At 45.4% G+C, this 26282-nt stretch carries 27 protein-coding genes and 1 pseudogene; all 28 read right to left on the bottom strand.

All coding sequences use genetic code 11. The features are described from left to right. Positions 1-7: 7 nt before the first annotated feature. The 28 genes and pseudogenes from VM640_RS08795 to VM640_RS08660 all read right to left on the bottom strand — a co-directional run bounded on the left by VM640_RS08795 (position 8) and on the right by VM640_RS08660 (position 25953). Positions 8-559 carry a TIGR01440 family protein gene (locus tag VM640_RS08795; protein ID WP_325391307.1) on the bottom strand — a complete coding sequence of 184 codons (552 nt, stop codon included), beginning with the start codon at positions 557-559 and terminating at the stop codon, positions 8-10. Between the two features lie 15 nt (positions 560-574). Then, positions 575-1024: a ribose 5-phosphate isomerase B gene (gene rpiB / locus VM640_RS08790; RefSeq protein WP_325391305.1), complete on the bottom strand. Its 450-nt coding sequence runs from the start codon at positions 1022-1024 to the stop codon at positions 575-577. A gap of 405 nt (positions 1025-1429) precedes the next feature. Next, entirely contained in the window at positions 1430-1885 is a 456-nt protein-coding gene (locus VM640_RS08785) for a low molecular weight protein arginine phosphatase (RefSeq protein WP_325391303.1), read from the bottom strand. Positions 1886-2439: 554 nt separating this feature from the next. Next, positions 2440-2718, bottom strand: coding sequence for a reverse transcriptase/maturase family protein (locus VM640_RS08780; protein WP_325391349.1), 279 nt, complete (start codon positions 2716-2718; stop codon positions 2440-2442). 101 nt (positions 2719-2819) lie between these two features. Beyond that, positions 2820-3404, bottom strand: a complete 585-nt coding sequence (locus VM640_RS08775) for a manganese efflux pump MntP (protein WP_325391301.1) — start codon at positions 3402-3404, stop codon at positions 2820-2822. A gap of 125 nt (positions 3405-3529) precedes the next feature. Next, positions 3530-4576, bottom strand: a complete 1047-nt coding sequence (locus tag VM640_RS08770; protein ID WP_325391299.1) for an L-threonylcarbamoyladenylate synthase — start codon at positions 4574-4576, stop codon at positions 3530-3532. A 5-nt stretch (positions 4577-4581) separates the two neighbouring features. Further along, a complete protein-coding gene (prmC, locus tag VM640_RS08765; RefSeq protein ID WP_325391298.1) occupies positions 4582-5427 on the bottom strand; it encodes a peptide chain release factor N(5)-glutamine methyltransferase in 846 nt (281 codons plus the stop codon). Further along, entirely contained in the window at positions 5427-6494 is a 1068-nt protein-coding gene (gene prfA / locus VM640_RS08760; protein WP_325391296.1) for a peptide chain release factor 1, read from the bottom strand. Before prfA ends, prmC begins: the two co-directional genes overlap by 1 nt. A 150-nt stretch (positions 6495-6644) precedes the next feature. Further along, positions 6645-7523, bottom strand: a complete 879-nt coding sequence (locus VM640_RS08755) for a DUF1385 domain-containing protein (protein WP_325391294.1) — start codon at positions 7521-7523, stop codon at positions 6645-6647. A gap of 100 nt (positions 7524-7623) precedes the next feature. Next, positions 7624-7821, bottom strand: coding sequence for a 50S ribosomal protein L31 (gene rpmE / locus VM640_RS08750; RefSeq protein ID WP_325391292.1), 198 nt, complete (start codon positions 7819-7821; stop codon positions 7624-7626). Positions 7822-8010: 189 nt separating this feature from the next. Continuing rightward, positions 8011-8709 carry a M23 family metallopeptidase gene (locus tag VM640_RS08745; RefSeq protein ID WP_325391290.1) on the bottom strand — a complete coding sequence of 233 codons (699 nt, stop codon included), beginning with the start codon at positions 8707-8709 and terminating at the stop codon, positions 8011-8013. 128 nt (positions 8710-8837) lie between these two features. Further along, the gene (glpX, locus tag VM640_RS08740; RefSeq protein WP_325391288.1) at positions 8838-9830 is read right to left on the bottom strand and encodes a class II fructose-bisphosphatase; all 993 of its coding nucleotides are present in this window, start codon (positions 9828-9830) and stop codon (positions 8838-8840) included. A 664-nt stretch (positions 9831-10494) separates the two neighbouring features. Further along, the gene (fsa, locus tag VM640_RS08735; protein WP_325391286.1) at positions 10495-11136 is read right to left on the bottom strand and encodes a fructose-6-phosphate aldolase; all 642 of its coding nucleotides are present in this window, start codon (positions 11134-11136) and stop codon (positions 10495-10497) included. Between the two features lie 15 nt (positions 11137-11151). Then, positions 11152-12009 carry a class II fructose-1,6-bisphosphate aldolase gene (locus VM640_RS08730; protein ID WP_325391284.1) on the bottom strand — a complete coding sequence of 286 codons (858 nt, stop codon included), beginning with the start codon at positions 12007-12009 and terminating at the stop codon, positions 11152-11154. A gap of 4 nt (positions 12010-12013) precedes the next feature. Beyond that, positions 12014-12688, bottom strand: coding sequence for a hypothetical protein (locus tag VM640_RS08725; protein WP_325391282.1), 675 nt, complete (start codon positions 12686-12688; stop codon positions 12014-12016). Between the two features lie 374 nt (positions 12689-13062). Beyond that, a complete protein-coding gene (locus VM640_RS08720; protein ID WP_325391280.1) occupies positions 13063-13449 on the bottom strand; it encodes a response regulator in 387 nt (128 codons plus the stop codon). A gap of 15 nt (positions 13450-13464) precedes the next feature. Then, positions 13465-14661: an alanine racemase gene (gene alr / locus VM640_RS08715; RefSeq protein WP_325391278.1), complete on the bottom strand. Its 1197-nt coding sequence runs from the start codon at positions 14659-14661 to the stop codon at positions 13465-13467. A 15-nt stretch (positions 14662-14676) separates the two neighbouring features. Next, entirely contained in the window at positions 14677-15771 is a 1095-nt protein-coding gene (locus tag VM640_RS08710) for a lipid II:glycine glycyltransferase FemX (protein ID WP_325391276.1), read from the bottom strand. Between the two features lie 123 nt (positions 15772-15894). Further along, complete coding sequence (locus VM640_RS08705; RefSeq protein WP_325391274.1) at positions 15895-17487, bottom strand: CTP synthase; 1593 nt, start codon at positions 17485-17487, stop codon at positions 15895-15897. Between the two features lie 219 nt (positions 17488-17706). After that, complete coding sequence (gene rpoE / locus VM640_RS08700) at positions 17707-18153, bottom strand: DNA-directed RNA polymerase subunit delta (RefSeq protein WP_325391272.1); 447 nt, start codon at positions 18151-18153, stop codon at positions 17707-17709. 115 nt (positions 18154-18268) lie between these two features. Next, positions 18269-19954: an arginine--tRNA ligase gene (gene argS, locus VM640_RS08695; protein ID WP_325391270.1), complete on the bottom strand. Its 1686-nt coding sequence runs from the start codon at positions 19952-19954 to the stop codon at positions 18269-18271. Continuing rightward, positions 19951-20385, bottom strand: coding sequence for a YwiB family protein (locus VM640_RS08690; protein ID WP_325391268.1), 435 nt, complete (start codon positions 20383-20385; stop codon positions 19951-19953). The genes argS and VM640_RS08690 overlap by 4 nt, the downstream gene beginning before the upstream one ends. Positions 20386-20717: 332 nt before the next feature. Next, a pseudogene (locus VM640_RS08685) lies at positions 20718-20918 on the bottom strand (PepSY1/2 domain-containing protein); the annotation flags it as partial. 90 nt (positions 20919-21008) lie between these two features. Then, on the bottom strand, positions 21009-21842 hold the full coding sequence (yqeB, locus tag VM640_RS08680; RefSeq protein ID WP_325391266.1) for a selenium-dependent molybdenum cofactor biosynthesis protein YqeB: 834 nt from the start codon (positions 21840-21842) through the stop codon (positions 21009-21011). A 51-nt stretch (positions 21843-21893) separates the two neighbouring features. Next, positions 21894-22256 (bottom strand): XdhC family protein, encoded by a 363-nt coding sequence (locus VM640_RS08675; RefSeq protein ID WP_325391264.1) that lies wholly within the window; start codon positions 22254-22256, stop codon positions 21894-21896. After that, positions 22249-23085 carry an XdhC family protein gene (locus VM640_RS08670; protein ID WP_325391262.1) on the bottom strand — a complete coding sequence of 279 codons (837 nt, stop codon included), beginning with the start codon at positions 23083-23085 and terminating at the stop codon, positions 22249-22251. The genes VM640_RS08675 and VM640_RS08670 overlap by 8 nt, the downstream gene beginning before the upstream one ends. Before the next feature lie 187 nt (positions 23086-23272). Continuing rightward, positions 23273-24268, bottom strand: a complete 996-nt coding sequence (locus VM640_RS08665; protein WP_325391260.1) for a xanthine dehydrogenase family protein molybdopterin-binding subunit — start codon at positions 24266-24268, stop codon at positions 23273-23275. Then, the gene (locus tag VM640_RS08660) at positions 24265-25953 is read right to left on the bottom strand and encodes a molybdopterin cofactor-binding domain-containing protein (protein WP_325391258.1); all 1689 of its coding nucleotides are present in this window, start codon (positions 25951-25953) and stop codon (positions 24265-24267) included. The genes VM640_RS08665 and VM640_RS08660 overlap by 4 nt, the downstream gene beginning before the upstream one ends. Between the last annotated feature and the right edge of the window lie 329 nt (positions 25954-26282).

Below are 26282 nucleotides of genomic sequence, written 5' to 3'. Positions count from 1 at the left end.
TCTTAATTTACTCGGGATAAATCGCTCGCGCTCCGCCAATAAGGCGAGGACGAGTGCGGGCCATGGTTAAATGGGCTTTTCCGATTTCCTGAACCTCAAGTCGGATTGGAATCACCACCGGACGCAAGTGCATCCCGATAAACGTATCCCCAATGTCAATTCCTGCATGTCCCTTAATGCACTCGACCATCAAAGGAGCTCTAAAACTCTGCCAAGCCTTTACTGACATTGCTCCACCCGCTTTCAGCCCCGGAAGAACGGTTACAGGATCTAGTCCATAACGTTCCACACATTCTTCCTCGACCACAAGGGCCCGATTAATATGTTCACATCCTTGGACGGCTAGAAAAATTCCTTGTTCCTGTACCTTTCGGAGCAGTGGTAGTAAGAGAATGTCCGCAACTTCGATGCTGCTTCCTTTTCCTATATGTTCTCCGAGCACTTCACTAGTACTACAACCCAACACGAGAACTTGACCTGGGTGTAAATTTGCTTGTGAAAAAAAATCATCGAGAACCTTCTGCCAGGTCGTAGCAATTTCCTTTAACTTCTCTAGCATGTTAACTGCGCCTCCTTAAAGCTCTTCCCCCATCTCAATCGAAGTCAGCAAATCTACGCGCCGTGCGTGCCGTCCTCCAGCAAAGGGGGTTTTAATAAACATATCAACAATATCTAAGGCTAAGCCTACTCCCGTTACCCGCCCCCCTAGGGCAAGTACGTTAGCATTATTATGTTCACGGGACATGCGGGCTGAGTAGGTCTCTGTGCATAAAGCCGCTCGAATCCCTGGGACTTTATTCGCTGCCATCGAAATTCCTAGGCCTGTCCCACAAACAACAATTCCTAGGTCTGCCTCTCCCTGGAGGATTGCTTTTCCGACCCTGAAACCGTATTTTGGATAATCGACGGATTCCTTCGAGTTTGTTCCTAAGTCCAATATCTCTATTCCTTGGTCTATCAAGTGCGTGCGAATTTCATTCTTGAGCTCATAACCACCATGATCTGCTCCGAGTGCAATTTTCAATCCGTCCACCTCCGTTTGATTATGCTTTTGTCCATCTAATGCAAATTCTACACTTTAGTGGACAATCCCTGCCAAAATCGCCAAAAACTAAAGAAAGTATACAATCTATGAAGAATTTTTGATGCCTTATCTAAAGAAAACCCGGCTTTCGCCGAGCTTTGCGATATAGAAGACTTGGTCAGCGCCAAAGCGATGGCCTTAGTCGCCTTATCCTGCCGGACTTAACTACTTGCATCGTAGGAAAGCGAAAACCGCTGGTTGCACTTATGCTATCTGCCCCAAACTTATACTTTCTTACGAAAATGGACTACATTTTCATACCTCCCTGTGAATCGGCAGGTTCATGGAAGTTTCTGTTAGTACAAAGTAAAAGCTTGGCTCCTGCCAAGCTACTTACCTCTATCTTTAATCTTTTCCTGCTAAACTATCCAATTCTTTCTTGAGTTCAAAAATTAAGCCTTCAATTTCCTCGGCACATTTCTGATAAACCTTGAGTGATCCTCCAAACGGATCCAAAATATCTTTGCCCTTGGTTCCCCAAGCACCGAGTCTCCGAATTTTGCCCGTATACTGTGGATAAAGCGCGCACAACCGGATTTCATGTTCCTTCGTCATTGGGATGATCCAATCCGCCGCTTGCAGAAGTAATGGATTAATCTGACGAGCGTGATGGGAAGATAAATCAATCCCTCGTACTTTCAGCACGCTTAAGGCTTGATCACTCGCCGGTTGGCCTTCCCCAGCAGCCATTCCAGCCGAGCTCACCTCCACCTCCGGCCCTAGAATTGTTTTAGCTAACCCTTCAGCCATGGGACTACGGCATGTATTTCCGGTACAGATAAATAATAATTTGATTCCCATGAGCACCACCCTAATCTAAAATATCTTAAAAGACCCGTAAGCGTAGCTTCTCCCCTTCGAGGATAAGTCGACTAGGGCTTGAGTTTCGTACCTCACCTCTAAGCCGAGTCTCCTATATGCCGGGTAGAATTGGGCGATTACTCCCCCAAAACCCCCACAGACCGGACGTGCGGATTTCCCGCATCCGGTTCCTCTCGCTATGGTTTTGCTAAATGTAGGAGTGCATTATTCTAGGCGCTGGGAGTGGTAAGTGCAGAAGAACATCGTAGAATGCGTTCCATGTTCTTTTCCCCTTGTGTGTCCGTCGATTTAACCATTTCAACCAAGACTTCAACACGGCATGCCGAAAAGCGTTTATACTCCTGTAGTTGCCGCTAATGCCATAATACTGATAGTGGCCTCGCAACTTAACACATAGGGTTTTATGTTGTTCCCGGATTGTCAGCTGTCGGTTATCCTTACACCACTTTGCTACGGCTTGTATCTTACCACTCAGACGTTTGCTTGCCGTTTTCCGCTTTACGACCCATTGTAATGACTCCATCATTTACCCGTTATCGGAGCATTGCTTGGATCTGGGCATGATCTATGGTATCAAAATACTTTCGTAAATCGACATCCAATATCCATCCGCCTTTTATATCCATGGTTTCTTTCCAGATGACTTCAAGTGCTTGATGCTGTGACCTTCCCGGTCGGAATCCAAATGAACTATCCCTAAAGTCTTGCTCATAAATAGGTTCCAACAGCATGCATACCGCCCTCTGAAGAACTTTATCTTCAAGCGTAGGTATGCCGATGGGTCTCAGCTCGCCTCCTTGTCCCTTTGGAATGTGGTTAAGTCCGGCAGGATAAGGCGCCTGCGCTAGGACTTGGCGCCAGCTAAGTTTTCGTTATCATCTGGTGGTGCTGGGAAACGACATGAATATCTACCCTATAATAGCATCTTCACTCCGATCATAACGAGAACCATGCCTCCTAAGGCCTCTGCCCGTTGGCCGATCAAGGATCCAACAAACCTTCCCAAAAGGAGACCACTCCCCATCATGATTCCCGCTACGACCCCCATCACGAGGACCGTGATCCCAATCGGACTCTCTACAGTCCCCAGGGAAAACCCCACACTAAGTGCATCTAAACTGACACTTACCGCTAAGGCGTAAACTCCGACACCCTGTAAAGAGATACCCGTGGGAAGCTGGGCACGTCTCAGAGCTTGACGAGCCTCTGAAAGTCGATAAAATTCTGGAACAGGTCGCCAAACATGGAAAAGCATCCGCCCCCCTAGCCAGAGCAGTACAGCCGCCCCAATTCCTTTAGCCAATTGCCCCAGTACTATTCCCAGGGCCTGACCGAGAAGAAGTCCTCCCAGAGGCATAATGACATGGAAGATCGCAACAATGAGTGAAAGCCTTAACGTCATCCGTTTGCCAATACCCACGAGTCCAATCGCCAGGGCTAAAGAGAAAGCATCCGCTCCCAAGGCAACGGAAAGAGCTAAAACCCAAGCTAAGTTCAAGCTTTCCACCCCCAAAACGAGGTTCGAAGTTCGTGCAATTAGCCTAAAACTCAGACTTCGCAACCTAAACTTGCTTCTGTATCTTATGCTAGAGCTTGGAATGAAATACCTTTAAGCTGGTCTCTCTACACATACCAAATCTTCTGTCCAGAAGCCTTTTCCAGACGGTTCATGATGGCAAAACCTAACCCGTTCTTTGCAACACCCTCAGCAAGTATGATGTCAATGCTTTGTTCATCACAAAGTCTTAGACCCTCATAGAGGCTGGCGGCTACTTCCTCAGGTCGTTCTTCGGAACCCAGAACGAAAAGCAATTCAGGCAGTTGGCTATGTAAACTTGAGGCACTCTCTAATGTACAGAGAATCCCCACTTTTTTAAGCCGAGCATGCGCTTTGTGAATTTCATCCGTCATTCGGGCTAATATTTTCTCCCGTTCACCAATCAGAAGATAGAGTTCTCCCTTAGGCGCATAATGCCTATACTTCATACCTGGTGCTTTGGGCAACTGATTTTCCGATGGGTGATCCACAGCAACTTCCCCTAAAATTTTCTCCAGTCTTTCCTTCGTTATGCCACCCGGTCGTAAAATGCAAGGGATTTCACCTGTCAGATCAAGAACGGTTGATTCTACCCCCACATTACAGGCTCCCCCGTCCAAGATGTACGGAATACGACCTCGTAGATCCTTCCAGACATGGATCCCATTCGTCGGACTGGGTTTTCCGGAGAGATTAGCACTCGGCGCCGCAATCGGAACTCCCGCCTTCTCAATCAGGCTTAAGGCCACCGGATGGTTGGGCATGCGAATACCCACCGAACTTAGCCCAGCTGACACTGCATCCGGAATAATAGCTGTCTTTGGCAAAACCAATGTGAGCGGACCAGGCCAAAAGGCACGTGCACAACGCTCTGCCTGCTCGTTCCAACCTACCACTAGGGACTTTACCATTTCTAGATTGGAGACATGAACGATCAGGGGATTATCCTGAGGACGTCCCTTGACCTTGAAAATCTCGGCACAAGCCTCAGCGTTTAACGCATTAGCTCCCAGCCCGTAAACAGTTTCCGTAGGAAAAGCAACCAATTGGCCCTCCCGTATTAGCTTTGCCGCTTCTTCAATAATCTCTGGCTCCGGAGCTTGACTATCTATATATATACGTTTTGTCTCCATAAATTTCACCTCATTATGAACTCCGCGCAAACGACACGATCTCGTCCTCCATAATCCTGGAAGATCTGGGTCTTAAACCCCTGTTTTTGAAAAAGGTTTTGGACTGATTGTCCCTGGTGCCAACCGATTTCCATCAAAATTTTCCCCTCAACGTTGAGTAAGGATGCGGCCTCCTCGGCCAAACATTGATAAAAGATCAAACCGTTCTCTGCCCCGACGAAGGCCATTTCTGGCTCTTTAAAAATTTCTGGGGCTAGCGAGCGATATTCTTCTTCAGGTACATAAGGAGGATTGGAAACGATCCAATCCCAGCGTTCCCCTCGAATTGGTTCGCAAAAGTCCCCTTTCCGCCATTCCACTCGGACATCATTCCGCTGACCATTGTAACTGGCAACCTCAAGCGCAGCAGAAGATAAATCCGTACCAACGACAGACGCTTCCGGCCAATAATGGGCGATCGCCACAGCAAGTGCACCACTCCCGGTACACAAGTCTGCGATTCGAATTCGAGCTTGGGTGGTTGAGTTTTTAAACTCAAGTAGCTTTTCAACAAGAATCTCACTATCGGCTCGAGGAATCAATACCCGCTCATCAACGTAAAAGCTAAGCCCCATAAATTCTTGATTTTTAAGGATATATTGTAAGGGTTCACGAGCAGAACGTCGTATAATCAAGGCCTGATAACTTTCCCACTGTCCGTTGGCGAGCAAACCTTCCCTCTCCAGATAGAGCTGTTCCCGGCGCCATCCCATAACCTGACTTAACAGGAGATCCGCATCCCAGCGTGGGTTATCGACTTCTGCTTCTTTTAATTTTCGTTCTCCCCATTGCAGGGCTTCATAGATCTTCATTAGGCTTCCGTCTTTAACCGATCCGCCTGATCTGTGGTAATTAGCGTCTCGATAATCTCATCCAGGTCGCCCATTAGGATACTATCGATTCGGTGTAGAGTAAGCCCAACTCGGTGATCCGTAACCCGGCCTTGGGGGAAATTATAGGTCCGAATTCGTTCACTCCGATCCCCCGTACCGACTTGGCTCTTGCGAGCTGAAGCCATTACTCCATGGGCTTCACTTTGTGCCTTTTCTAGAAGACGTGCCCGTAAAACCCGAAGGCCTTTCTCCTTATTTTTCAGCTGAGATTTCTCATCTTGACAAGATACCACGGTTCCTGTCGGCAGGTGGGTAATTCGGACTGCCGATTGAGTTGTATTTACCGACTGTCCACCCGGGCCGCTGGAGCAGAAAATATCAATCCGTAAATCATTGGGATTGATCTCGACATCCACTTCTTCAGCTTCCGGTAACACCGCAACCGTCGTCGTGGACGTATGAATTCTGCCGCCTGATTCAGTCGCCGGAATCCGTTGCACACGATGTACTCCACTTTCAAACTTTAACTTGCTATAGGCTCCATGTCCTTCGACAAGGAAGACAATTTCCTTGAAGCCCCCGATATCAGTGTAACTGGCACTCATTAACTCTGTCCGCCAGCCTTGGCGTTCCGCATACTTAGTATACATCCTATACAAATCTCCCGCGAAAAGGGCAGCTTCCTCCCCGCCAGCTCCAGCCCGAATCTCCATAATCACATTTTTATCATCATTCGGATTCTTAGGTAAGAGGAGTACTTTTATTCTCGCCTCAAATGCCTCGCGTTTCGAGATCAATTCATTCTTTTCTAACTCAGCCATTTCTTTTAATTCCGGGTCTAGCTTTTCACTGAGAAGACTTTCCGTATCCTCCAGACTCTTCAGAACCCCTTGATAGTCACGAAAGACCGCAACAATTTCGGTCATTCCCGCTTGAGCCTTCGCATACTTTTGCCAATCTTCCTGATTGGCAATCACCTCAGGATCACTCAGTAGTTGGGTTAATTCATCATAATGGCGTTCAATTTCCATTAATTTTTCCAGCATTTTAACACCTCAATAGATTTCTCCAATAGCTAGTAACGCCACTAAGATTTTCGCCTCTGAAGCGAGTAATGAATGGCGCTCAGCCCCTTGTTCAGCTAAGCTTCAGACGAAGTTTAGAATTCTAGGTCTTTATCAGGTCAGTATACTATATTAAGAAAGTTCCTGTCCTGATTCCAGGACTCCTTGCAAGGCGGCTAAGGCGACTTCCAGTTGTTGATCGTCCGGTTCCCGAGTCGTTAACTTCTGTAATAGAAGCCCTGGGGCGATCAGCCAATGCCAGTTGGGAGAGTCCATATGGCGCGCAGAAAACTTCAGAATTTCATAAGCTACCCCTGCAACAAGTGGCATTAAAACAATCCGGGAAAGGATCCGCCACCATAAAGGATCAAGTCCAAGGAAAGCAAAAACGAAAATACTGACGACAACCACAATCAGTAGGAAGCTCGTCCCACACCGGGGATGCAACGTTGAAAACGGACGGGCATTCTCCACCGTTAATTCCAAGCCTGCTTCATGCGTATAAATCGCTTTGTGCTCGGCCCCATGATACTGAAACACCCGCTGAATATCCTTCATCCGAGAGATAAGCAGGATATAGGCGAAGAAGACAACGAGTCGAATCCCTCCTTCAAGGAGATTCTGGAGCACCACACCAGGAACTTTTGCTTTGAGCAAATGAGCGAACCCAGTCGGCAAGCCAACAAACAAAAGAAGTCCAAAGCCCAAAGACAGCACCATGGTTAAAGCCATCTCTCCGAAACTGAGTTCCTCGCCCTCTTCTTCACCCACCGCTCGATTCGCCGAAAACATTAACGCCTTTGTACCAACAATCAAAGAGTCGATTAAGGCAACAAATCCCCGAATTAAGGGTAACTTCCAAAACAGATGTGCTGACCAAACCTTAATTTCGCGCTTTGTTACCTCTATCTCACCATTAGGTAGACGAATAGCCATCGCCGTTACCTTTGGTCCCCGCATCATGACACCCTCGATCAGAGCTTGCCCGCCATACTGAACTGGTCTGCTCATCCTCTAGTCCCCTCTCAGAATCATTAGGTTATAAATGTAAAAAGCAGAGCATGCGCTCTGCTTTTTCTCTAGCAACGACCGCAGGCCGTTGTCCTTTGTCTTACATCCCGTATTTCTTCTTAAACTTATCAACCCGTCCACCAGCATCAACAAAACGTTGGACACCAGTATAGAAGGGATGACACTTTGAACAAACTTCCACCTTTATATCCTTCCTTGTGCTACCGGTATGAATCACTTCACCGCAAGCGCAAGTAATTGTGGTTTGCTCATATTTCGGATGTATGTTTTCTTTCATATCGTCACCTTCTTTCTTACCGAATATTCAACGGATTGTCATCAGTTCTAACGAGCCTGAAAATTTCCGTACTGTAAACCGGTCAACTTTTAAAAGTATAGCACAAAGAGACCTAGGCGGTCAAGATTACAGATTCTGTTATTCTAAAAGGATTTTTAGAGACTTTTTAGAGTGACGCTATTTTTCTAGTTACTGTCTTGCTACATCATACTTAGGCAAATAATCTAAAGGATCCACTGTTTTATCATTTTTCCGGATTTCGAAATGCAGGTGTGGCCCCGTGGTATTGCCTGTATTTCCAGATATTGCGATCCGCTCACCACTTTTAACCTGCTCCCCGACCTTGACAAACAAACGATCATTATGTCCGTACAACGTTTCGATTCCGTTGCCATGATCGATCAAAACAGCTAAACCATAGACTCCCAGCCAGCCTGCTTTGACTACCTGACCACCTTGAGCAGCATTTATCGTCGTACCTATGGGCAAAGCGATATCAATTCCATGATGAAAATCCTTGGACCCTCGCCAACCATAATCCGAACTAATCCAGCCCAGAACCGGCCAATACCAAGAAACCATAACACCACGAGATACTTCTTCGGTTCTCGTGTTTTCGCGAATGGTTAAGGTCGCTCCTGGAGTAAACGTATGTGCTTGCGGATTATCTTTGAGAATCTGATCCGTCGTAGTCGCATACCTCTTGGCCAAGGCATTAATATCCTGCCCAGGTTCTACCGTTATGACTGAAAAACAAGCGACCGTTCCAATCCCATTTGAATACACCGGAACTGCACCATAGGCAAGAACAAAGAAAGCCATGAAAAAAGCAGCGCTCCCCCAAACGACTCGGGCGCACCGCTTTTGCCCATGTTCTTGAACCATCATTCTTCTAAACCACCTCGAGGTTGAAAAAATCAATTTGCCCTAAAAGGCATTCTAAGTTATTCTTTCCAAACCCCAGGTAATAAATACGCAAAGGTGGAGTATGAAACTCCACCTGAAGAAAGTTCTCTTTACTCCCGAGTGTTTTCTTGTAAAACACCCTTCATCGCATAATGAGGCTTCTTATCGAACCGATGCTGGGCTTCAATAAAACGAACTGTTCCGGTCTGTCCCCGCATCACGACCGTATGGGTTAAAGCGCCTTGAGCGGTGAAATTCACGCTCCGTAGGAGCGGGCCTTCCGTAATTCCTGTGGCGGCAAAAAAAACATCGTCAGACCGAACTAAATCATCCAAGGTAAGAAGTTTGTTCACATCTACGATCCCTAAAGCCTTAGCTCGCAGAATATCGGCTTCATTTTCCGGCCAGAGCCGACCTTGCATCTCCCCACCTAAACAACGCAGGGCTGCTGCTGCTAGAACTCCTTCTGGGGCACCTCCGACACCCATCATAATATCCACGCCACTTCCCTCAATGCCACAAGCGACGGCTGGAGAAACATCACCATCAGAAATGAGACGAATTCTAGCACCCGCATCTCGTACATTTTGAATTAACTTTTGATGCCGTGGACGATCCAAAATAACAACAGTCAAATCATCAATACTTTTACCTAGAGCTTGAGCCACATTGGTCAGGTTTTCCAGAACCGGGGCATCAAGGTGAATCCTTCCCCTGGCAGCTGGACCAACCGCAATTTTATCCATATACATATCTGGTGCATGCAGGAGTCCACCTTTTTGAGCGATGGCCACAACAGCAATCGCTCCCGCTACACCTTTTGCAACGCTATTCGTCCCCTCTAAGGGGTCAACTGCTACATCAAGTTCAGGCGCATCTCCCGTTCCCACACGCTCCCCAATATAAAGCATGGGTGCTTCATCCATTTCTCCCTCACCAATAACCACCGTACCGCTCATATGAATGGTATCAAAGACAGAACGCATAGCCTCAACAGCCGCATCATCTGCAGCTTCCTTATTTCCACGACCAACCCAACGAGCAGATGCTAAAGCGGCTGCCTCCGTAACCCGGGCAAATTCCATCGTTAGCTCTCTTTCCAAGATGATCCCTCGCTTTCATATTTTTATAATCAAAATATCCGGTAAACAAAACTTATTTGTTCATCATATTTGTTTGATTTACTCTTATTGTGCCATACTTTTTCGGGAGTTTCAAGGTAAATAGTGAAGACCCAATGGGTCTTCCTTGTTAGCGTTAGCGAAGACGAATAAAGAAAACTTGGCTTGCGCCAAGCCTCTAGCGTAGGCGGAAGCCTTAGTTGTACTTATGCTATCTGCCCAAAACTTATACTTTCTGTTAGTATAAAGAAAACCCGGCTTTCGCCGAGCTTTAGCGATAAAGAAAACTTGGCTAGCACCAAGCCCGAGCGAAGGTGGTAGCCCTAGTTGCCTTATCCTGCCGGACTTAACCACTTGCATCGTAGGATAAAGAAAACTTGGCTAGCACCAAGCCCGAGCGAAGGTGGTAGCCCTAGTTGCCTTATCCTGCCGAACTTAACCGCATTCATCGTAGGATAAAGAAAACTTGGCTTGTGCCAAGCAAAGCGAAGGCAGAAGCCCTAGTTGCACTTATCCTGCCGGACTTAAATACATTCATCGTAGGAAAACGAAAGCCGCTGGTTGCACTTATACTATCTGCCCCCAGACTTATACTTTCTGTTAGTACAAACGAAAGATCCCTTTCGCAAAAGGGACCTTTTACTGATTATCCGAGTTTTTTCCAATCTGCTAAGAACTTCTCAATCCCAGCATCGGTCAGTGGATGCTTGAAAAGCTGACGTAAAACCTTAAAGGGAACGGTGGCAAAATCAACTCCCAGTTTCGCCGATTCAGTCACATGCACCGGATTCCGTATACTCGCGGCAATCACTTTCGTATCGATCGCATGAATACTGAAAATATCACAGATTTCTTCCACTAAGTTCAGCCCATTTTCCCCGATATCATCTAAGCGGCCCAAAAAAGGACTGACATAAGTTGCACCTGCCCGAGCAGCGAGTAACGCCTGAACCGCACTGAAAATCAGGGTCACGTTCGTATGAATTCCTTCTTGGTTGAGGACCTTAACCGACTTCAAACCCTCTTCCGTCATGGGAATTTTCACCACGATATTCTTGTGCATTCCGGCCAGTTCTCGTGCTTCTTTAAGCATTCCGTTCATGTCAAGCGCAATAACTTCGGCGCTAATCGGCCCATCCACCACTTTCACTAGCTCTTGAAGTAAGGCGTGAAAGTCTTTTCCCTCTTTGGCAACCAAGCTAGGGTTTGTGGTTACTCCAGCGATAACCCCCATATTCCACGCTTGCTTGATTTCATCCAGGTTCGCAGAGTCTAGAAAAAATTGCATCAGTAGTTCATCCTCCTATTTAGCCTTACCATTGCTACCAAAAATCCGAATCTTCTCGCGAATGATTATAATTGTTGCTTCCCGGGCTGGGCCAAGCATCTTGCGTGGATCAATTTCCTTCGGATTCTGCGCTAACACTTGACGTGCGGCAGCCACAAACGCTTCGCGGATATTTGTATCAATATTGACCTTGCAAACACCTAAAGAAACAGCTTCACGAATTGCCTCCTCTGGGACACCTGAAGAACCATGAAGAACAATCGGAGTGTTAACCCGTTTCCTTATCTCTTTCAAACGCTCAAAATCAAGTTTAGGTACTCCTTTATATTGACCATGTGCTGTTCCAATCGCAATAGCCAGGGCGTCTACTGGGGCCTCCTTGACAAAGCGTTCTGCCTCGCTAGGATCTGTAAAGAGCGCTTCACGCTCGCTCACAGAAATATCATCCTCGGTTCCACCGATTTTCCCGAGTTCAGCTTCAACGGAGACTCCTATTGGATGAGCCACTTCGATGACCTTATTGGTCAAGGCAATATTTTCTTCAAGGGAAAGCTTAGAACCATCAATCATGACTGAACTAAAACCGTTACGGATACATTGCACCACTTGAGCAAAGCTTGTTCCATGATCTAAATGCAAAGCAACCGGGACACTTGCCTTTTCAGCCGCTAACCGGGTTAATGCCGAGATATACTCTATTCCCGCATATTTAATCGCACCTTGGCTCGCCTGAATAATAACAGGCGACTTTTCCGCCTCAGCCGCTGCCACAATAGCTTGAACAATCTCCATATTATTGCAGTTAAAAGCACCCACAGCATAATGTCCTTGTTGTGCCTTCTGCAGCAGTTCTGCAATAGGAACTAGACTCATAATTTTATTCCTCCTCATTCGCCTTCGCGAGCTGATGAGCCCGTTGGGGACTATTAATTAACCATGTCTTATTCTCTTCTAATTTGAGGGACATCATTCCTTCGAAAATACGAATATGTTCTGTGCTATCTCCATAAATCACGCCCACTGCTTCACACTCTTCACAATAAAGCTCGACTCGATCAGGCAATAATTCGAAAGATAGGTGCCTGTTACCACAGCCGCATTCCAAGCTCCCATCCTTAGCCAGATCATGAAGATGATCCAAAAGACTTAACATGACTTCAGGATTCTCAAACTCTTCTTCATAGCCCAGCTCTGCCGCCAATTCACTGATGGACTTTTCCCGTTCATGACAAGCCTGGGTAACTTTTTGTTTTGGCCCGATAAAACCTGTCGAAGCTTCAACCTCCGGGCAGATCAGCGGCAATGCTGCTTTTCCCCAAATCGCACTGCGTTTTAACCGCAGATAGTGTACTCCGCCACAGAATGCACAGTGATACGAAACGTTAAAATGCTGGTGATCACGACTTGCTACCGATAATAGCAATTCACCACAATGGCAATATAAATTTTCACGCCCTTTGCCTGCGAAAGCAAAAAGAGAAAGGGCGTGAAACTCTAGTTCACCACATTTTGGGCATTGGATGGCCACTGACGTATGAGTCGTCAGGATCATAATTCCCACCTCTTTCTACTGAACTATACTTCGTCATAGGTCGGTGTTTTCCTGCATCAATTAAGGCAAAAAAAAGATCATCGAAATATATAGAAAAAGACCTTCCATTATGAACGGAACCCTACCTATTGTAGAATTTATAAATTAAAACAGAACTGACACCGCATGAAAAGCGATGCCAGTTTGCGTAAGCTCAAGCTATTCTGAGATAGAGCTTTTTAAGCAAGTATATTATTTTACTTAACCCAATAAAGGATTACTTAATCACTGTTTTGTTATTTTTAATTTCTTCTAAATAGTTAAAGTGGAAAACATATAGTGAAAAAAAAAACACCAATAAACATACTCATTACAATTGATGCTGTTTCTTTTTATTAAAGACTAGGTGAAGACTTAGTCTGCTTATGCGCTAAAATGTCGCGCACACGATCCCTGAGCTCGAACAGATCAAACGGTTTGCCCATGTAATGAAGAACCCCTAATTCTCGAGCCTGCTCCAAATTTTGAGCATCTCCATAGGCAGTCATCATAATGACACTCACTTCCTTGTTAAACGACCGAATCTGTCGCAGCGTATCAATCCCATTCATACCCGGCATCTTCATATCCATCAAGATAAGATCTGGGATAAAATTCTCAAGAATCTTAAGTGCTTCCTTACCGTTCGCTGCCATTAGTACTTCGTGCTGTTCTTCACGAAAAGTCTCATAAAGTAACCGCCTAACCCCTAGCTGATCATCAACAACCAGAATATTAGCCATACTCTCACCCTTTCACTAAAGATCATCATTAGCATATTCTGGATAAAGAGGTAGGAATCCTTCTTTCATCTCCCGTTTCAAGAAGATTCTTTTTTCTCTGCGGTAGATCCGGGTGATCCGAGGGTTCGCTAACGTCCTTCGCAGCGGAATTACGACCTCATCCCCCAGCTGGCAAGGATTATCGCCAACGTCCAAGATCGTCAGTTGCATCCCTACCTTTCCTGCAACAGGCACGGTGCGACCTCCTAGCGTTACAATCTCTCCTCCTAAATAAACCCCAAAAAGTGCGAGAAAATTTTTAATCACAATTTTGATAAAATCCCAAAGCCCTTGAGGAACCAGATGAGGTATCAACCCAAATCCATCGGCATACCCAACGGGTATAACGGCAAGCTGCGTATCTTTCTTCGTTCGGTAAATACTTTGGTATCCTGCAAAAGTTCCTTTTGGTACTTTTCGGAGATGAACAATCTGGGTTTTAGCAACCCAAGGATCCCTAAGTCTTAGCTTGCCCGCGAACCTTGGTGCCGGGACATGCCCAATCAGTAGAGTTCCTATCCGAACAAAATCATGATGCCATTCCGGGTAGTCCAGGAAAGCGGCACTATTACAGACATGTTTTAACAGCCCACTTACACCTAATTCTTCTAACCGCGTCACACCCCTTTGAAAACGGGTGTACTGTTCTTGGGTATAGTTGCGATCCCTTTGCGCCCCGCGCGCAAAGTGGGTAAATATTCCTACGCTCTTGACGTGCGAACATTCTCCAAGCGCTTGAGCCAGGTCTTCTAAGTCTTCATAAAAGAAGCCAGTTCGACCCATACCTGTCTCCAACTTAATATGGACTTGGGCTTCCTTCCCTAAGGTTAAAGCGGTCTGCTCCAAATCTGAAATTTGTTCTAAACTAGAGAGAGCTAACAGCAGATTTGCTTGGAGTGCTTCGGCAAATTCGTCCTTCAAGACAGGACCCAGCACAAGAATTGGCGCGTCAATGCCCCGTTCACGCAGAATAACGCCTTCGGAAACCGTTGTTACCGCAAACGCTTCGCAACCTGCCTCTTGGAGAACGCGGGCAACCTCTACTGCCCCCATGCCATAAGCATCTGCCTTCACAACGGCCATCAGTCGGCTTTGGGGCTGAAGATGACTCACAATTTCCTGATAGTTATTTAAGATGGCATCTAAATCAACCTCAATCCAAGTCGCGCTCAATCCTCTGCACCTTCCTTATTGGTTGCTCTGTTTTTTTCCAGCACGCCGAATTTTACCAATAATCCCTTTAACAACATCCGAGTATACCGGTTCTAAATGCGTCCAGAGATAATACACAAAGGGTCGGTAGACTAAATCCCATTCACCGACAAACTCGGTATACTCACCGTTAAATCCTTTCTTAAAACGGTAAAGTCCATAAAGTGGATTATCTTCGGTTAAATGACCTGGTACGCCTCGGAAATCATAAAGGGTACACCCCTTGGATTTAGCCCAGCGAATCATTTCCCACTGGATCAAGTAATTGGGCATAACATTTCTGTGCTCGTTAGAAGATGCCCCATACAAATACCACGCTTTCTTGCCGATGATTAAGGCAAGGGTTCCAGAAACAATCTCGCCCTCATACTCAGCAAGAAAGAGTTCCGTTAGTCCAGCGGGATAGAGCAAATCATACATATCTTCAAAGTAGGAGTAAGAACGGACGAGGAAACGATCCCGCTCGGTCGTTTCTTTAAGCACACGATAAAATGCCGGAAGGTCTTCCTTAGTCCCGATCCGAGTTGTTACTCCCTTTTTCTGAGCGAGTCTCACATTATAGCGAGTCTTCTGATGCATTTGCTTAAGTAAAGTCTCTTCGTCTGGAGAAATATCCAAACGGAAAACATATTTTGGTTGAACGCCCTCAAATCCTTTTCCCGTATCTGCCGATATAAATCCACATGAGCGTAAATAATTCTCCAGCTGTTGCTCAGATGAGGGAATATCCGGGTCAACTTTTAGAAAAATCGCCCCCCGTTTCTGGGCCAAATTCTTTACTTCGGCTAAGAGTGCATCAAATAACTTTTCATCCTGCCAAGCTAATACTGGACCTCGAGACGCATAAAAAATAGGAATTCCAACCACCGGGAGTTTACGTTCCAAGATCGAAACCGCAGCCACAATCTCTCCGTTATCTTCTAGAATAAGCCGCCAGGGATGCCAGCCTGTCTGGCTTTTGAGTTCTCCCCATTCCCAGGTTTGTAAAACATGACCTTTGGGATGGCGAGCCATAAATTCGTTAAAACGATCCTTTTCCATTTGATCTATCCATCGCGCAGTATAGGGCATTCCTTTCAGCCTCCAAAATTGATCTAAGTAAATTCTTGCCTTTTAATTAGATTTACAAACTAAATCTAATTAAAAGGATTCCATGGCCTAATAAGCCATGGAAGTATACGCTGTTTTCGTTTCTTACTTCAGAGCCGCATTAATAAAGTCTCTGAAGAGAGGATGGGGACGATTCGGGCGGGACTTGAACTCTGGATGGTATTGTGACGCAACAAACCAAGGATGTTCCGCATATTCTGTGACCTCGACCAAGCGTCCATCCGGTGATGTCCCGGAAAATTTCAGCCCAGCATCCTCTAACTCTTTGCGATACTGGTTATTCATTTCATAACGATGGCGATGGCGTTCATAGATTACTTCTTCTTGATAAGACGAGTAGACCTTGCTGCCCTCTTCTAATTTCACGGGAGAAAGTCCAAGGCGCATCGTCCCGCCTTTATCTTCAATATCCTTTTGTTCAGGCAGAATATCAATGACCGGATAAGCTGTATCCTCATCAAACTCCGTGCTATTTGCACCTTCCATTTTACAGACATTCCGCGCAAATTCAATAATCGCACATTGCATACCTAAACAAATACCCAAGAAGGGAACTTTATTTTCACGAGCATAGCGAATGGCCTCGATTTTCCCTTCAATCCCACGGTTTCCAAACCCACCAGGTACAAGAATTCCTTTCACGCCTTGGAGAAGTTCCTCTGCCGACTTTTCTTCAATTTCTTCCGAGTTTACCCACTTGATTTTAACTTTTGTCGATTGCTCGGTCGCAGCATGACGAAGCGCTTCGGCTACGCTGAGATAAGCATCTGGTAACGCAACATATTTACCCACGATTGCAATCTCAACTTCACGAGTTGGTGATTTAATCCGCTCGACCATCGCCTTCCACTCGGTCATATCCGCCCGAGGAGCTTCTAACCCGAAATGGCGAAGCACAATATCGTCGAGACCCTCTTCTTGAAGGGTTAACGGTACCTCATAAATGGTTGGTGCATCCACCGTTTGAACAATCGCCTCCCGATCAATATCACAAAGGAGTGCTAATTTTTCCTTCATATCTTCAGAAATCTCATGTTCAGCACGGCAAACTAAAACATTGGGCTGAATCCCCAAACCACGCAGTTCCTTCACAGAATGTTGGGAAGGCTTTGTTTTCAACTCTCTTGAAGCAGCAAGGTAGGGTACTAAGGTCACATGGAGATAGAGCACATTCTCACGACCGAGATCGCTCCGCATCTGACGAATCGCTTCCAAGAAAGGCTGAGATTCAATATCTCCTACCGTTCCACCAATTTCCGTAATGACAACATCCGGATGAGATTCACGAGCGACCCGATAAATCCGTTCTTTAATTTCATTGGTAATATGCGGAATGACCTGAACCGTCCCTCCGAGATAATCTCCTTTTCTTTCTTTGTTAATAACCGACCAGTAGATTTTACCTGTAGTCACATTGCTACTTTTGGAGACCGGAACATCAATAAATCGCTCATAATGACCCAGATCTAAGTCAGTCTCTGCTCCGTCATCGGTTACAAAGACTTCTCCATGTTGGTAAGGGCTCATCGTTCCTGGATCGATGTTAATATAGGGATCAAACTTCTGAATTGCAATCTTCAATCCCCTATTCTTTAGCAAGCACCCCAGTGAAGCGGCAGTAATCCCCTTGCCTAAAGAGGATACGACCCCACCCGTAACAAAAATAAACTTCGTCATGTTTCCCTATCCTTTCTCGACCAAATTCTGAGCAAATACGTTTAAAACTCCACCAGAAGTAAGTTTTCTTTATCCTTTCGTAAGAAAACAGGAGCAACAAACATAAAAAAAGCTAGTCCGCAAGACGCACTAGCTTTATTTTACCACCACTCTTCATTTTAGCCACATTATTCGGCACTGTCAATATCGAGAGCGACAGGAACCCGCAGAAAGCGCAAATTAATTCCAAGAATCCTCATCAGAACGATGACTAGGCTTTTTATAGGAGACTTCCTGAAACGCATCCGATCCTTTCACTTCTTCATCTGATTCTTCATCTAGGCCTTCCTCGACAAGCGGCTCTTTTTCCTCATCCAAATCTGCCTCGTCGTCATTTTCGACTAATCCTTTGCTTAGCGAACTAAGTGATGATAACTTACGCGAACTACGGCTTGGAACCCAAGCTGTAAGGCCCCATTCACCCTTCCCCAGGTATGAAAAACGAGTGTCCAAGTTGATTTGCGTTAACACCGCCGAAACTTGACTAGGTTCAATCAAAAGATTCCTCGATTTAAGGACATTTTGAATTAAATCATAATAGTACATGGAATGGCCTTGGACTAAAAGAAGTTGATAGGCAATATCTGTATCAGACGATTGCTCTTTCGATGTAAATGGATGGGTCAAATAATTCCACCGTCCTTCACTGCTGATCGAGCTAAATTTAAATCAATATATTCGACCCATCCCTAAAAATTCCTGCTGCGCCATAAAAAATAAAAGAAATCAAAACATAAACCTATTACATTCGTTCTGGCGCTGTAACACCGAGAATTCCTAAAACGTTCGCTAGAACTTGCTTCGTCGCACGAATTAAAGATAAACGAACCTTCCGCAGACTTTCCTCTTCAACGAGTACCCGTTGACTGTTATAAAATGTATGGAACAACGACGCCAAATCCAGCACATAGTGGGCCATCCGATGGGGCTCTCTTAAACGCGCTGCAATGCTAATCTCCGAGGGTAAATCCGCCAGTTTTTTAAGGAGATCTCGTTCCTCCGTGCTATCTAAACGAGACAACTCCGCTTGCGATGGAATCTCCAAGTATTCATACCCTAACTCCTCCGCTTGTCGGAGAATACTGCACAAACGCGCATACGCATATTGGACATAATAAACCGGATTATCTGAAGACTCCGTCTTGGCCAAATCTAGATCAAATTCAACGGTGGAATCTGGATCTCGCATGATAAAGAAGAACCGAGCAGCATCCTTTCCCACTTCATCCAATAATTCACGTAGGCTAATGTATTGACCTGAGCGCTTGGACATCCGGACTACTTCGCCATCTTGGATCAGACGTACGAGCTGCATCAAGATAATTTCCAACTGTTCTGGATCATAACCGAGTGCCGACATAGCACCCTTCATCCGGGCGACATGCCCATGATGATCTGCTCCCCAAATATTAATCACCTGATCAAACCCGCGCTCAAATTTATTCCGATGATAGGCGATATCTGCCGCAAAATATGTTGGCGTCCCGTTGCTGCGAACGACCACCTCATCCTTTTCGTCCCCGAAAAGGGTAGACTTCATCCAAAGCGCGCCCTCTTTCTCATAGATATACCCTTTCTTCTCGAGGTCCTCCATTGCTTTTTTGACTGCTCCCGAGTCATGTAGGGATTGTTCACTAAACCATACGTCATAGTGCACACCCATATCAGCGAGGGTCTGACGAATTTGAGTTAATTTTTCCTCCAGGGCATAACGGACTAAAAACTCGCGACGAAGCTCCGCGTCAACATTAAGGTATTTATCCCCGACCTTGGCTATTAGACCTTTGACCGTATCGATCAGGTCTTCCCCATGATATCCCTCTTCAGGAAAAGGAACGTCCTGACCTAGCTGTTGAAGATAGCGTGCTTCCAACGAAAGAGCGAAATTATGAATCTGATTACCAGCATCATTGATATAAAATTCACGGCTCACTTCGTATCCAGCCATGGTCAGAAGCGAAGCCAAACTATCACCTAATGCTGCGCCCCGCGCATTTCCCATATGAAGAAGCCCTGTCGGATTAGCACTAACGAACTCAACCTGAACTTTTTTACCTTGTCCGAGGTTGACCTTCCCGTAATCTTCTCCTTGGTCCAAGATCTGAGGAATCACTCCCGTCAACCAGGTCGAATCCAGCTTAAAGTTGATAAAACCAGGTCCAGCAATTTCACTCGCTTCGATCCAGGTTCCCTCCGTAACAAAATACTTAAGAAGAATTCCGGCAATTTCGCGGGGAGACTTATGGGCTTGTTTGGTTAAAACCATCGCTAAGTTTGTGGCTAAATCCCCATGTTGTTTTTCCCGAGGTTCTTCCAAAACGAAATTTGGTAAACTCTCAAAGGTCAATTCCCCAGCGGTTTGAGCGGATTGAGCCGCCAGAGTTAAATTGACCATGACCTTTTCTTTGATTTCTTCATATAAACTCATTGAGGAGTATCCTCCTTTATCATAATCATTAGGGTATTTTGACTGATTTTCTCATCATCAGTGAATAGGTTATATTTTAGAGTAATATGTCCGCCCAGCTCTGTCAAGCCAATCTCCATTTCTTCCGTCAAGGCGCTGAGATAAATTGAAGCAAATGAAGTCACATAAGTCGAGTAATAAAGAACCCCCGGTTCAAAAATTTGCCGTTGTTCAGCAGAACCCATCCGGTTTAAGGTCAGCTTGTTCTTCTCAACCCGTAGCGTCGTCGAAACTCCAGTCATTCCCGTCGCTTCGGATTCTTGGTAAATTATATAATAATCGCCTTGTCGCTTGTAAAACGAACCAATAGTTTGGAAATCCTGCTTATCTTCTCTTCCGTCCGGATAAACCTGTGTCCCTTTCACCTGGATCAGTACCGACTTACGCAACACCTTTTTCCTTCCTTTTCCCCTTTTTCAAATCGTCTATAAAAATTATAGCTCAAAGCAGCTCATTCTGTCAGATATTCTTTTTAGGCCGCCAAGCAACAACGTTAGATGGTTCAAAAGCTTGTATCAAAAAAAGAGCCAGAATTACTTATTTCTACGTAATTCTAGCTCTTTTTAATATTGGATCCTCATGTGTTACTTTTTCAGTGGCCTCCCGAGTCCGGCAGGGATTTTAAATGGATACCTGAATAGTTACAAATATTTTATTAAATCAAACAAAAGAATTAAAGTTGTAGGAGCTTAATTGTTAGACTGAAATGGGAATGCTTAACACCCGGAGAACCCACTTTTACTAAAAAGTCCTTCGCTGCCTCAAGTGCCTGATCCTTATTAACGTCTTGCTTAGGTAATCCGAGCGGCTCTGCCACAGAGCGAGTTGCGAATTCTCCAGTATAGGAAAAGGGCGGTAACTTTTGCAGGCTGGCATTCAGCTGATCCAAACCTGCGCGTACTGAACTGGGTTGAACATCCTGACTCATCATTCACACCCAAAGCTTATATCGACTGTATTAGGGCTTATGAAACCATGTAATTTAGAATAAATGGGAAAAGCAAAACCAGATTTTTTATTCAACTTTTTCGTTCTGTTCCTGTTCCAAAATACTAAGCAGAACCGCTGCCCCAATGGCCCGGGCCTTTTCAGAGATCGTCTTAGAGTATTCCACTTTCCCCCGAGGATCAATATCCCCGATCTTAACATGTCGACCTACTCGGGTACTTGTCCATAGCAATCCCCGTAACACACCTTCTATGGGAGAAAGCACCTGTTCTTCATGGATTGTTTCATCTTCAACCAATCCTAACACATCACCAATTGCCACCACTTCCCCAATTTTTTGTTTCGTCCGAAAAATCCCTGAACAGGGGGAATAGATGACTCGCTCCCAAGTATAGCCTGCGATATTTCCAGGGATGCCGGTATTGGGCTCAGCTGTTCCAGACTTAATAATCCGCCCTAAATTATGCCCGCGGTTCGTTTCAATAACTAGATGAATATCCTCCCCTGCAGTAAAGCCTGGCCCCAAACCGATAGTCAACGGGGCCATATGTAGATGGGTTCCACTATTTCGTTTGGCCATAATTCCATCGACAAGAACAGCAGGCTGAAGAGTCGACAAACATTTTAATTCGGAATCAACCAAAACCGGAATCTCTCCGTTCTCCCAAATTTTTTTACATTTCTCTACGCTTGTCACCCGTCGAGATGTGAGCCCTTCTACCGTCCACTGTTCTTCTCTCACAGCGGTACCAAAGCAGACAGGCCAGCGAACCATGAGGGGCTGCTCTACCTCGGTCATTATTACACGGTATCCTGCTTTCGCTAAGGCCCAGCCAACCCCACTTGCTTGTTCTCCCGCTCCACGGACCAGCACGATAGGCCCAGTTAATTTCTTTCTCATTTTCTCATCCTTTTTCATCTTGTTCTCTTAGTATCTCTGTCTAAAGGATGTTTATGGTGAATACGTTGCCGGTTCAATATACACTTTCATCACTCCGCCGCATACCATCCCGTCGTCTTCAGCCACTTCATGTGTTAGATTAATGTCTACCACGGCCGGCTTAGCTTGATCTATCACCCGCAATGCATGCTGCCGAACTTCTGCTTCGCCACATCCCCCGCCGATTGTTCCGACGATCTGCCCATCTCGGAAGAAAAGAACTTGTGCCCCTGCTTTCCGTGGAGTAGAACCCAAAGTGGATATAATCGTGGCTACAGCAGCAGAACGTGGAAGAGCCATTTCAGATTGAGAGTCTCGAATTGACCGCACCTCTCCAACAAGTTGATTGATTGTTTCGATTACCTTATTATCCATTGATCTTCTCCCCCCTTGCTTGGTTCTTCAAGCCGTCACTATACCCATAACGCTTGATCATCACCATTTCAGCAAGAATGCTAAGCGCAATTTCTTCGGGTGTTTGAGCACCAATATCCAGTCCAATAGGTGCATAAACTGGGTTAAGTACCTCCTCTGGAATTCCATTCTCTTGTAAGTTATTCATAATCGTGGTAACCTTACGCCGACTCCCGATCATTCCAATATACGCGGGTTTAACTGCGGTGTTAAGTACCTCCTCTAGACACAATTGATCATAACGATGGCCACGCGTCACAATTACAACAAAAGTGTTTGAATCTATAGACAATCTCTGGAAAGCCTTTTCAAAGTTCTCACAGATGACTTCGTCAGCCTCCGCAAATCGCATAGAATTGGCGAAGAAAGGCCGGTCATCAACTACGGTAACTTGAAAGTCCATGAGCTTGCCCAGTTTGACAAGGGGAAGCGCAATATGTCCTCCTCCCAAAATAATTAAGCGTGGTTGTGGATAGATAGGGTCGATAAAAATTGTTAGGTCTGAGGTTAAAGAAGAAGATACGGATAAGGATGAAGAAAAAAATGCAGGATCAGTTTTAGATAAGGTTAAACTCTGTGGAGTTTTACTCTGAATACTCTTTAAAAGATTCCCTATAATCACATTGATCATGTCTTTAGAGATGTTTCCTGCAAGGATTTCTCCCGTTTCACTGACGATAAATTTAGTCCCCGTGGGCAAAATCTCTGAGTCGCCAGCAACCACTAACCCACTTGCCCCCACCTGATGGGATTCAATCATTTCATTAAGTTTTAAATAATAATTTTGCATTATTAGCACTCCATCCCTAAGGGGAACTCAATCCAGAGAGTTGCTGGATCAAGTTATTTAAACTTATTCTCTGGGAAAAGATCTAAAAAAAAATACGCTTAGCTTTTCCCATTTAAATACAGGGACTCAAACCCAACTCCTTCGGATGGCGCTGGGATCGATCCTTATCAAAGAGAAATGTGATTTTTTAGTCAGATTTTTCTTCCTTTGCCGACTTTATTGCTGCTATGACCCTCTCAGGGGTCATCGGCAAATCGTAAATGCGAATGCCCAAGGCATCGGTAACAGCATTAGTAATAGCCGCAGCAGTGGGTACCAAGGCAGGTTCCCCTACCCCTTTGGCCCCATAAGGGCCGCTGGTTTCTAATTCTTCGATGATAATGGGATATACTTCTGGAACATCCATGGAGGTAGGGACAAGATAAGTAGACATTGCCGGATTCTTTATTACTCCGTCTTTGATGATGACCTCTTCAAGCAAGGCATATCCTAATCCCATCGCACAGCCGCCTTCGATTTGCCCTTCCACGCTTTGCGGATTGATCGCCTTGCCAACATCATGAGCTGCTACAATCTTGGTGACTTCGATCAGACCTGTTTCGGTATCCACGATGACTTCAGCGACCTGAGTTGCAAAAGCATAGGTTGCAAAAGGCTTTCCCTGTCCGTTTTCAGGATCGAGCTTGGTCGTGTCCGGATTAAAGAAACCATGTCCAAGTGTCAATGTACCCTCACTACGGCACTTTGTAATCATTTCTTTTACAGTCAACCCACTGGAACGATCACCATTCCATACCTCACCTTGTTTCAGACTCACAGTATGGATGGGTATATTTAATACATCAGCGGCTTTAGCAAGAATTGGCTCGCGTGCTTTTTCTGCTGCCAAGCGAACTGCATTACCGGAAATATACGTCTGCCGGGATGCAGATGAGGCACCCGCATCTGGCGTAACTCCGGTATCAGCTGATACTATGACTACATCCTCCAAACAAACCCCAACCGTCTCAGCCGCTATCTGCGCTAGGATTGTCGTTGATCCCTGGCCCATGTCGGCGCAGCCAGTTAAGACAGTAACTGTGCCATCATCCAAAATATCAACAAAGGCACCTGCTGGATTATTACTAGCTGTATTGCCAATGCCATACCACATGGTACCTATTCCATAACCACGCTTTTTCATTTGTATCTAGCCTCCAGCTCAGGCATAACCTGTAGAGCCTTTTCCCAGGCAGCCTCTAACGTTTTTCCAATCCCAATACTACCTTCCAATTTTTGTCCAGTAGCGGTAATCGAGCCTTCATGAACAATATTACGTCGCCGGATTTCCAGGGGACTAATTTTTAGAGCTTGTGCAACGATATCCATCTGGCTCTCGCTCGCAAAAGCCATTTGAGGAGTTCCGAAGCCTCTCATCGCTCCGCTGAAAGGATTGTTGGTATAAACACAAAGGACTTCAATATCTACATTAGGCACTTCATAAGGCCCAGTGGCGTGTACCCCCGCCCTGATTAAAGTTGCTGGACCATAGGAAGCATAGGCCCCCGTATCGCCAACGACTTTGACTTTGACTGCCAACAATTTTCCTTCTTTGTCCGACGCTGTAGTATAGTCGATAAAAAAGGGATGGCGCTTGCCGGTAGCTATAAAAGACTCCTGCCGGTCATAATTCATTTTAACGGGGCGTCCTAACTTAAGTGCGGCCAACCCAAGAAAACATTGAACAGAAATATCTAATTTCCCGCCAAAGCCTCCTCCGGTCGCCATTTGAATGATTCTTACTTTATTCATAGGAAGGCCCAAAACACGAGCGACGTCATTCCGATCATAATGAGGATTCTGAGTGCAGACTTTAATGACAAGTACATCTTCATCCATGAAAGCCACGCCAGCTTCAGTTTCGATAGCGCAATGCTCAATCTTTTGCGTCGTATATCTCCTTGAAATCACAACTTCAGCCTGTCTAAGCGCTGACTCGACATCACCCTTTTTTATCTTGCTAATCAGTTGAATATTGCCTTTATCATGAATAGCTGGTGCATCTTCCTTCATCGCACTCCAGACATCGTAAACAGGAGGAAGCTCTTCCAGATCAACTTTAATCAACTCGAGGGCTTTTTTAGCACTTACCTCATCTTCGGCAGCCACCAGTGCTAAAGCATCTCCCTTAAAACGAACCTTATCGGTCAAGGCTGGTTGATCCTTAACAATAATACCGTAACCGTTAATCCCCGGAATGTCTTCGTACGTAAAAACTCTGACGACACCTGGAACCTTCATGGCTTCAGTCACGTCGAAACCTTTTACCTTAGCGTGAGCAACCGTACTCCTTAAAACTTTGAGAGTAAGAGCTCCTTGAAGATCGAGATCTGCTGCATCCTCGGGCTGAATATTGGTTTTCCCGACCCCACATAATAACTCACTGACAAGCACTGTACGGGATCCCTCAGCCGAATCGAGTTTAGCCTTTGCGTCTAACGCAACCATTGCATTTACCGTATCTGCTGCGGGTGAAGCATTGGCAATATTTCCTCCAATTGTACCAATACTTCGAATTTGGGGTGAACCCACTGTCCCAGCGGCTTCAGCTAATAAAGGTACTTCATCCTTGATCAAAGGAGAGTTTTCAATCTGTGAAAAAGTACATAGACTTCCCAATTTAATCACGTTTCCTTGGATACTGACCTTGCGAATGTCTGGAATCTTAGATAAGTCAATTAATCCAACATCCCTTAATTCACCCTTCTTCATGGCCGGAAGAATATCCGTTCCCCCAGCTAAAGGCTTCAACCTTCCTTCGGAATTCGCAAGGAGCGTCAAGGCATCGGCCATTGATTGCGGTTGGTAATATACACTGCATTCTGGCATAATAACCCACCCTATTAAAATTTAGTGCTCTTATAATTTCGTTATTTTAAGAGCCCATTCATTGATTGTCTTTTTCTGATACTTTTATCTTCATATTACCCAATATTTTTTTATAAGATAATCACTTTAACTTTATCACGTAAGCCCACTTCTTGGATGGTATCGATCTTGCTCTTCATATTGCCTTCGTCATGTCAATAGAACGGCTAAGGCCATGATATTGGGGTTGTGTATCCCAATATCATGCCAGGCTACCTTTGACCGTACCTATAATCACCTTACCCGACTTTTCCTATCATCAGCGATTAACGGCTTTCTAATCTCAATTA

Origin of the sequence: Desulfitobacterium sp. (assembly GCF_035539115.1) — a bacterium.
GTDB lineage: Bacteria > Bacillota > Desulfitobacteriia > Desulfitobacteriales > Desulfitobacteriaceae > Desulfitobacterium_A.
The sequence above is the reverse complement of the archived record's forward strand: the minus strand, read 5'-3'. Positions and strand labels throughout refer to the sequence as shown.

Coding starts and splice junctions, on each gene's coding strand:
- VM640_RS08795 (WP_325391307.1), bottom strand. CDS start 559: ATGCTAGAGAAGTTAAAGGAAATTGCTACGACCTGGCAGAAGGTTCTC.
- VM640_RS08785 (WP_325391303.1), bottom strand. CDS start 1,885: ATGGGAATCAAATTATTATTTATCTGTACCGGAAATACATGCCGTAGT.
- VM640_RS08770 (WP_325391299.1), bottom strand. CDS start 4,576: ATGGAGACAAAACGTATATATATAGATAGTCAAGCTCCGGAGCCAGAG.
- prmC (WP_325391298.1), bottom strand. CDS start 5,427: ATGAAGATCTATGAAGCCCTGCAATGGGGAGAACGAAAATTAAAAGAA.
- prfA (WP_325391296.1), bottom strand. CDS start 6,494: ATGCTGGAAAAATTAATGGAAATTGAACGCCATTATGATGAATTAACC.
- VM640_RS08755 (WP_325391294.1), bottom strand. CDS start 7,523: ATGAGCAGACCAGTTCAGTATGGCGGGCAAGCTCTGATCGAGGGTGTC.
- rpmE (WP_325391292.1), bottom strand. CDS start 7,821: ATGAAAGAAAACATACATCCGAAATATGAGCAAACCACAATTACTTGC.
- VM640_RS08745 (WP_325391290.1), bottom strand. CDS start 8,709: ATGATGGTTCAAGAACATGGGCAAAAGCGGTGCGCCCGAGTCGTTTGG.
- fsa (WP_325391286.1), bottom strand. CDS start 11,136: ATGCAATTTTTTCTAGACTCTGCGAACCTGGATGAAATCAAGCAAGCG.
- VM640_RS08730 (WP_325391284.1), bottom strand. CDS start 12,009: ATGAGTCTAGTTCCTATTGCAGAACTGCTGCAGAAGGCACAACAAGGA.
- VM640_RS08725 (WP_325391282.1), bottom strand. CDS start 12,688: ATGATCCTGACGACTCATACGTCAGTGGCCATCCAATGCCCAAAATGT.
- VM640_RS08720 (WP_325391280.1), bottom strand. CDS start 13,449: ATGGCTAATATTCTGGTTGTTGATGATCAGCTAGGGGTTAGGCGGTTA.
- VM640_RS08710 (WP_325391276.1), bottom strand. CDS start 15,771: ATGCCCTATACTGCGCGATGGATAGATCAAATGGAAAAGGATCGTTTT.
- VM640_RS08705 (WP_325391274.1), bottom strand. CDS start 17,487: ATGACGAAGTTTATTTTTGTTACGGGTGGGGTCGTATCCTCTTTAGGC.
- argS (WP_325391270.1), bottom strand. CDS start 19,954: ATGAGTTTATATGAAGAAATCAAAGAAAAGGTCATGGTCAATTTAACT.
- yqeB (WP_325391266.1), bottom strand. CDS start 21,842: ATGAGAAAGAAATTAACTGGGCCTATCGTGCTGGTCCGTGGAGCGGGA.
- VM640_RS08675 (WP_325391264.1), bottom strand. CDS start 22,256: ATGGATAATAAGGTAATCGAAACAATCAATCAACTTGTTGGAGAGGTG.
- VM640_RS08670 (WP_325391262.1), bottom strand. CDS start 23,085: ATGCAAAATTATTATTTAAAACTTAATGAAATGATTGAATCCCATCAG.
- VM640_RS08665 (WP_325391260.1), bottom strand. CDS start 24,268: ATGAAAAAGCGTGGTTATGGAATAGGTACCATGTGGTATGGCATTGGC.
- VM640_RS08660 (WP_325391258.1), bottom strand. CDS start 25,953: ATGCCAGAATGCAGTGTATATTACCAACCGCAATCAATGGCCGATGCC.